Origin of the sequence: Westiellopsis prolifica IICB1 (assembly GCF_004323185.1) — a bacterium.
Classification (GTDB): Bacteria; Cyanobacteriota; Cyanobacteriia; order Cyanobacteriales; family Nostocaceae; genus Pelatocladus; species Pelatocladus prolificus_A.
In genome coordinates this window covers 631,493-638,919 of the sequence record NZ_NAPS01000002.1, presented here as the reverse complement: position 1 = coordinate 638,919, position 7,427 = coordinate 631,493, and the positions used below count along the sequence as shown (strand labels likewise).

General features: G+C 43.4%; 5 protein-coding genes and 1 pseudogene. 5 read left to right on the top strand and 1 reads right to left on the bottom strand.

From position 1 onward, the window contains the following. Window positions 1-138 precede the first annotated feature (138 nt). From B4U84_RS17000 to B4U84_RS16980, 5 genes are all read left to right on the top strand, one after another. On the top strand, window positions 139-1,773 hold the full coding sequence (locus B4U84_RS17000; RefSeq protein ID WP_131119627.1) for a ferredoxin--nitrite reductase: 1,635 nt from the start codon (window positions 139-141) through the stop codon (window positions 1,771-1,773). Window positions 1,774-1,802: 29 nt separating this feature from the next. Next, window positions 1,803-3,128, top strand: a complete 1,326-nt coding sequence (locus B4U84_RS16995; RefSeq protein ID WP_131119625.1) for a CmpA/NrtA family ABC transporter substrate-binding protein — start codon at window positions 1,803-1,805, stop codon at window positions 3,126-3,128. A gap of 154 nt (window positions 3,129-3,282) precedes the next feature. Next, a complete protein-coding gene (gene ntrB, locus B4U84_RS16990) occupies window positions 3,283-4,128 on the top strand; it encodes a nitrate ABC transporter permease (RefSeq protein ID WP_131119623.1) in 846 nt (281 codons plus the stop codon). 116 nt (window positions 4,129-4,244) lie between these two features. Continuing rightward, the gene (locus tag B4U84_RS16985; protein ID WP_131119621.1) at window positions 4,245-6,230 is read left to right on the top strand and encodes an ABC transporter ATP-binding/substrate-binding protein; all 1,986 of its coding nucleotides are present in this window, start codon (window positions 4,245-4,247) and stop codon (window positions 6,228-6,230) included. A 91-nt stretch (window positions 6,231-6,321) separates the two neighbouring features. Further along, entirely contained in the window at window positions 6,322-7,170 is an 849-nt protein-coding gene (locus B4U84_RS16980) for a nitrate ABC transporter ATP-binding protein (RefSeq protein WP_131119619.1), read from the top strand. 66 nt (window positions 7,171-7,236) lie between these two features. On the opposite strand, the pseudogene B4U84_RS31215 reads toward B4U84_RS16980, so the two are convergent. Beyond that, a pseudogene (locus B4U84_RS31215) lies at window positions 7,237-7,427 on the bottom strand (hypothetical protein); the annotation flags it as partial.

Here is a 7,427-nt window from a genome sequence, read left to right as displayed (position 1 = left end):
GGTAGGGATCGGGGATAAGAGAGTGTGGGGAGTGCTGGGAGTGTGGGGAGAATAACTGATGCCCAATGCCCAATGCCCAATGCCCCATGCCCAATGCCCCATGCCCAATGCCCACAGAATAGTGATTAACAACTAATCATGACAGAAGCAGCAACTACCACCACAACCACCCTCAATCGATTCGAGAAATTTAAGGCAGAAAAAGATGGACTCGCTGTCAAGTCAGAGATCGACAAATTTGCCTCTATCGGGTGGGAGGCGATGGACGAAACTGATCGTGATCATCGCCTCAAGTGGGTGGGTGTGTTTTTTCGCCCAGTCACTCCAGGTAAATTTATGATGCGGATGCGGATGCCAAATGGCATTCTCACGGCTGCTCAAATGCGAGTGTTAGCAGAAGTTGTACAGCGTTATGGTGATGACGGCAGTGCTGACATCACTACTAGACAAAACATACAACTACGGGGGATTCGGATTGAGGATTTACCAGAAATTTTTAATAAATTTCATACAGTCGGCTTAACCAGTGTGCAATCAGGAATGGACAACGTTCGTAACATCACCGGTGATCCCGTAGCTGGATTAGATGCGGATGAGTTATTTGACACACGCGAGTTGGTACAGCAAATTCAAGACATGCTTACCAACAAAGGAGAAGGAAACCCGGAGTTTACTAATCTGCCACGGAAGTTTAATATTGCCATTACCGGCGGACGGGATAATTCTGTTCATGCTGAGATTAATGATTTAGCTTTTGTACCTGCGTTTAGGGAAGGGATCGGGGAAGGTGGGGTCCCCTCTGGAAAATCCCCGATCACCGATCCCCGATCACCGATCCCCAATCCCCAATCCCCAATCCTCGGCTTTAATATTCTCGTTGGTGGATTTTTCTCTGCTAAACGTTGTGAAGCAGCTATTCCCCTGGATGCTTGGGTGTCACCAACAGATGTAGTTGCTGTATGTAGAGCAGTATTAGAAGTATTCCGTGATCATGGCTCACGTGCCAATCGTCTGAAATCTCGGCTGATGTGGTTAATTGATGAATGGGGTTTAGAGAAGTTCCGTTCAGAAGTTGAACAGCGTTTGGGTAAGCCGTTTTTACCAGCAGCACCTAAAGACGAAATTGATTGGGAAAAACGTGACCAGATTGGTGTATACAAACAAAAGCAACCAGAATTAAACTACGTAGGATTACATATCCCTGTGGGTCGGATGACAGCCCAAGACATGTTTGAAATTGCGCGTCTGGCTGATGTGTACGGAAGTGGGGAAATCCGATTAACATTAGAGCAAAACGTGATTATCCCCAATATTCCTGATTCAAGTTTGGTATTATTTTTAGCAGAACCACTGCTAGAAAAATTTAGCATTGATCCCAAACCATTAACGCGATCGCTCGTTTCTTGTACCGGCGCTCAATTTTGCAACTTTGCCCTGATTGAAACCAAAAATCGCGCCCAAGCAGTAATTAAAGCTTTAGAAGCAGATTTAGAACTGACTCGTCCAGTGCGAATTCATTGGACTGGTTGTCCTAACTCCTGTGGACAGCCCCAAGTTGCAGATATCGGCTTGATGGGAACCAAAGCCCGTAAAAACGGCAAAGCTGTGGAAGGTGTTGATATCTACATGGGCGGTAAAGTTGGTAAACACGCACAGTTGGGAACCTGCATCCAAAAAGGGATTCCCTGTGAAGACTTGCAGCCAGTATTACAAGATTTATTGATTCAGCATTTCGGAGCTAAACCCAAGCAAGAAGCATTAGTAATTCATTAAAAGGATAGAGGACAAAGGACAAATAACAAATGACCAATCTCTCTAGAAGAAAATTTATTCTCACCGCAGGTACTGCGGCGGCGGCTTCTATCCTGGCTCATGGTTGCTCCTCTGGTGGTTCTCAGTCAGCAACAACAGGCGGCGATAAACCAAGCGCAACCCCAGCAGCGAATGTCTCTACAGCAGCTAATGCTATTCAAGTAGAAACAACTAAAGCAAAGTTAGGATTTATACCGTTAACAGACTCTGCTCCTCTGATTATCGCCAAGGAAAAAGGTTTTTTTGCCAAGTACGGTATGACCGATGTCGAGGTGGTGAAGCAAAAATCTTGGCCTGTCACCCGTGACAACTTGAAAATAGGTTCGGCTGGTGGTGGTATTGATGGCGCCCACATTCTCAGCCCCATGCCTTATCTGATGACCATCAACGATAAAGTGCCGATGTATACCTTGGCACGATTAAATACTAACGGTCAGGCTATATCCGTTGCTAATAAATTCAAAGATTTGAAAATCGGTTTACAAAGTAAAGCACTTAAAGAAACAGCTAATCAAGCCAAAGCCAACAAACAAGCCATGAAAGTTGCGATGACTTTTCCTGGTGGTACTCATGATTTGTGGATGCGCTACTGGCTAGCAGCAAATGGAATCAATCCAGATCAAGATGTAGCTTTGGAACCCGTACCACCACCACAAATGGTGGCAAATATGAAAGTAGGTACTGTCGATGCTTTCTGTGTAGGAGAACCCTGGAACGCCCAATTGGTGAGTCAAAAGTTGGGTTACACAGCCCTTGTTACCGGCGAATTGTGGAAAGATCATCCAGAAAAAGCTTTTGCAATGCGAAAAGATTGGGTTGATAAAAATCCTAATGCTACACAAGCATTGTTGATGGCGATTATGGAAGCCCAGCAGTGGTGCGATCGCGCCGAAAATAAAGAAGAAATGTGCAAAATCTGCTCTGATCGCAAATATTTTAACGTCGCTGTGGCAGATATTCTCGAACGATCTAAAGGTAATATTGACTACGGTGATGGACGCACCCAACAAAATTTCTCACACCCGATGAAATTCTGGGCTGATAATGCTTCCTATCCTTACAAGAGTCATGATATTTGGTTCTTAACAGAAGAAATTCGCTGGGGCTATTTGCCAAAAGATACCAAAGTTAAAGAAATTGTAGACCAAGTCAACAAAGAAGATTTATGGAAGAAAGCCGCTAAAGCAATTGGTGTAGCTGATTCCGAAATTCCGACTAACGTTTCTCGTGGAGTTGAGACTTTCTTTGATGGTGTCAAGTTCGATCCAGATAAACCAGAAGCATATTTACAGGCTTTAAAAATCAAGAAAGTCTAATCGTTGGCTCATTAAATTTTCTTAGTGTCTTAGTGTCTTGGTGGTGAAAAGACAATCTTTGAAACACCAAGACACTAAGACACCAAGTTGAATGCACCCTCATACCCTTACACCCTTTCTTTAGTCAACTGGACACAACTTGGAGAAACCAAAAATGGCAGCTACCCTTGGCAGTAGTCGTACTATTAGGAAAAATCCCCGTAAGAACATTTCTAAAATTATTGTTAAAAAAGTTGTGCCACCAATCGTAGCTTTAGCTATTTTTCTAGTTGTTTGGCAAATACTTTGTTTAAACCCTAATTTTAAATTACCTGGGCCAATAGAAACTTTTGCGGAAACTTGGGACCCTTTTATTATTCATCCTTTTTTTGATAATGGTGAAAGTGATAAAGGTTTAGGTTGGCAGATACTAAATAGTTTGGGAAGAGTTGGTTTAGGTTTTTCTTTAGCAGCAATCGTAGGAATTGTCTTAGGAATCTTAATTGGAGCTAATAAATTACTCCATACAGCTGTAGATCCAATTTTTCAAGTATTACGTACAGTACCTCCATTGGCATGGCTACCAATTTCACTGGCAGCATTTCAACAGGCTAATCCTTCAGCAATTTTTGTGATTTTCATCACGTCTATTTGGCCAATTTTGATTAACACTACAGTGGGTGTACAACAAATTCCCCAAGACTATATTAATGTTGCTAGAGTTTTAAAGCTCAAAGGACCAAAATATTTCGTGAAAATAGTTTTTCCCGCCACTGTTCCTTATATATTTACAGGCTTGAGAATAGGCATTGGTTTATCTTGGCTAGCGATTGTGGCAGCAGAAATGTTAGTCGGTGGTGTCGGAATTGGTTCATTTATTTGGGATGCCTACAACACAACAACAGAAACCAATTTAAGTGAAATTATCTTGGCTTTAGTTTATGTTGGTTTAGTTGGTTTAATGCTCGATAGATTAGTAGGATTTATCGCCAGCAAAGTCGTACCAGAAGAACAGAAATAGTTATTAGTTATTAGAGACGCGATTAGAGATCTGTAGAGACGCGATTAATCGCGTCTGTACAATAGCCATTAGTCATTAATAAAAACAAATGACCAACGACAAAGGACAAATGACCAATGACTACTTTTGTAGAAATTGACCATGTTGATCGTGTATTTAGCCTACCAAATGGTGGTCAGTATATCGCTTTAAAAAATATTGACCTCAAAATCCGACAAGGAGAGTTTATTTCTCTAATTGGACATTCTGGTTGTGGTAAGTCCACCTTACTGAATATCATTGCAGGTTTAGATAGAGCTAGTGTCGGTGGTGTGACTTTGGAAGGACGGGAGGTGAAAGATCCAGGTCCAGACCGGATGGTGGTATTCCAAAATTATTCACTCCTACCTTGGTTAACAGTCCGGGAAAATATCGCCTTGGCAGTCGATGAAGTCTATCAAAATAAGTCTAGAGGCGATCGCTTGGCAATAGTTGATCAGCACATCGACATGGTAGGGTTGCGTCTGGCGGCGAAAAAACGTCCGAGTGAATTATCGGGAGGGATGAAACAGCGAGTTGCAATTGCTCGTGCTTTGGCTATCCGTCCGAAGTTGTTACTGCTAGATGAACCCTTTGGGGCCTTGGATGCACTTACACGGGGTGGTTTGCAAGAACAATTAATGAAAATTTGTAATGAGCATAACGTTACCTGTGTGATGGTGACACACGACGTCGATGAAGCATTATTATTGAGCGATCGCGTTGTCATGCTCACCAATGGCCCAGAAGCACACATTGGACAAATCCTAGAAGTACCTATCCCCCGTCCCCGTCAGCGCTTGGAAGTAGTCAATCATCCTAGCTACTACAATCTGCGAAACGAGATGATTTACTTCCTCAACCAACAAAAACAAGCCAAGAAACGCAAGGCTAAGGTTGAAGCACCAGTAATCATTTCCCGCAATGGTTTGGAAAAAGTCAATTTAGAGATTGGATTTCTGCCTTTAACTGATGCTGCACCTTTAATCGTGGCAAAAGAAAAAGGCTTTTTTGCTGATTACGGGTTAGAAGAAATTACCCTCAACCGTGGAGCAGATTGGCAAGAAATAGCCGCAGGTGTTGCAACTGGCAGATTTGACGCCGCTCAGATGGTTGCGGGAATGCCTTTGGCTCTCACTTTGGGCGCTGGTGGGAAAACACCAATTCCCGTAGTCAACGCCCTAAATCTTTCCCGTAACGCTAACGCCATCACCTTAAGCAAAAGATTGTACAGCGAAGGTGTCAGAACTCTAGCTGACTTAAAAAATGCAATTAACGCCTCTCCCGACCATATTCTCACTTTGGGAATAGTCCATCCAACCTCAATGCAGAACTTGGTTCTGCGTTACTGGCTAGCGGCTGGTGGTATAGATCCTGACAGAGACGTCAGCCTCACAGTCATACCACCAACACAAATGGTTTCCCAACTCAAAGCCGGGAAAATTGACGGTTACTGTGCTGGAGAACCTTGGAATCATCTGGCTGTACATGCAGATGTGGGTTTTGTTGCTGCTACAGCTCTCGAAATTTGGTCAGGACAGCCGAAAAAAGTGCTGGGAGTACGGGAAGATTGGGCGCAGAAGTACCCAGAAACTTACCTTGCTTTGGTCAAAGCACTGTTAGAAGCCTGCAAATACTGCGACGATTTCCGCAACCGTGAAGAGATTTTGGCATTAATTTGTCGTCCTCAGTACCTTGATATTGATCCTGTTCACGTCCGTCCTGGTTTTATCGATCCTTACGATCGCGGCGACGGTACACAACCCCAAGAATTAACAGGATACAACCAGTTTTATCTGAATCAAACCAACTATCCCAATCGTACTGAATTGCTATGGATGGTTACTCAAATGGCACGTTGGGGTTTAGTACCCTTTCCCAAAAACTGGGTAGAAGTGATTGAACGAGTTTGTCGTACAGATATATTCGGTGCAGCAGCCCGCGACTTAGGTTTACTCGATATCGGAGAAGACGACCCCATTCACCTATTTGATGGTAAAGTTTTTAACCCTTCAAAGCCGATTGAGTACCTGCAAAGCCTGGAAATCAAACGTGATATCCGTATCGACGAAGTATTTATTTAGTCGTTTGTCATTTGTCATTCGTCATTGGTTGATTGAACTAACCAACCATCAACCACCAACAACCAATCATTAACTACTAACAAATTTGATCATGCGAACACTAAACGGAAGTAGCAGCGAAGTTCAAATCAATCAACTGCAAACTCAAAAAGCAGAAAACTTTCTTGTCATTGAAGATGTAAACAAAATTTATCCAACTGCTGATGGGCCTTACACCGTATTAGATGGGGTTAACCTCAAAGTTCGTGAAGGTGAATTTGTTTGTATTATCGGTCACTCTGGCTGTGGTAAGTCAACACTGCTGAATATGGTTTCTGGTTTTAATACACCCACTGATGGTGTAGTTCTACTACAAAACCAAGCAATCACTGAACCAGGCCCAGACAGAATGATGGTATTTCAGAATTACTGTCTACTACCTTGGTTGAGTGTTTTTGAAAACATATATTTAGCTGTAGATACAGTATTTCCTCGTAAAACTCAGGCAGAAAAACGAGCGATAGTCAAAGAACATTTGGCGATGGTGGGATTGACAGAGGCTGCTGACAAGAAACCCAGTCAAATCTCTGGTGGGATGAAACAGCGAGTTGCGATCGCTCGCGCCCTTTCTATCCGTCCCCAAGTTTTGATTTTGGACGAACCCTTTGGTGCTTTAGATGCGATCACCAGAGAAGAATTGCAAGAAGAACTGCTGCAAATCTGGCGTGAACATCAAGTCACAGTTCTGATGATTACTCATGACATTGACGAAGCGTTGTTTTTAGCAGACAGGCTAGTAATGATGACTAACGGTCCTGCTGCCAAAATTGGTGAAGTCCTCAATATTCCTTTTGCCCGTCCCCGCAATCGTCGCCGCATCATGGAAGACCCGGAATATTATAACTTGCGGAACTACGCTCTAGATTTTCTGTATCGTCGCTGCGCTCATTCTGAGGAATAGGGATCGGGGATCGGGGATCGGGGATCGGGGATCGGGGATCGGGGATCGGGGATTGGGAATTGGGCTTTAAACAAGTGTTTGTATTTCGCTGACGAGTGTTTGAGACTCGCCGTTGAGTATAAAAGACCCGTCGTTGAGTATAAAAGACCCGTCGTTGAGTATAAAAGACCCGTCGTTGAGTATAAAAGACTCGTCGTCGAGTATCAAAGACTCGTCGTCGAGTATCAAAGACTCGTCGTCGAGTATCAAAGACTCGT

Coding starts and splice junctions, on each gene's coding strand:
- B4U84_RS17000 (WP_131119627.1), top strand. CDS start 139: ATGACAGAAGCAGCAACTACCACCACAACCACCCTCAATCGATTCGAG.
- B4U84_RS16995 (WP_131119625.1), top strand. CDS start 1,803: ATGACCAATCTCTCTAGAAGAAAATTTATTCTCACCGCAGGTACTGCG.
- ntrB (WP_131119623.1), top strand. CDS start 3,283: ATGGCAGCTACCCTTGGCAGTAGTCGTACTATTAGGAAAAATCCCCGT.
- B4U84_RS16985 (WP_131119621.1), top strand. CDS start 4,245: ATGACTACTTTTGTAGAAATTGACCATGTTGATCGTGTATTTAGCCTA.
- B4U84_RS16980 (WP_131119619.1), top strand. CDS start 6,322: ATGCGAACACTAAACGGAAGTAGCAGCGAAGTTCAAATCAATCAACTG.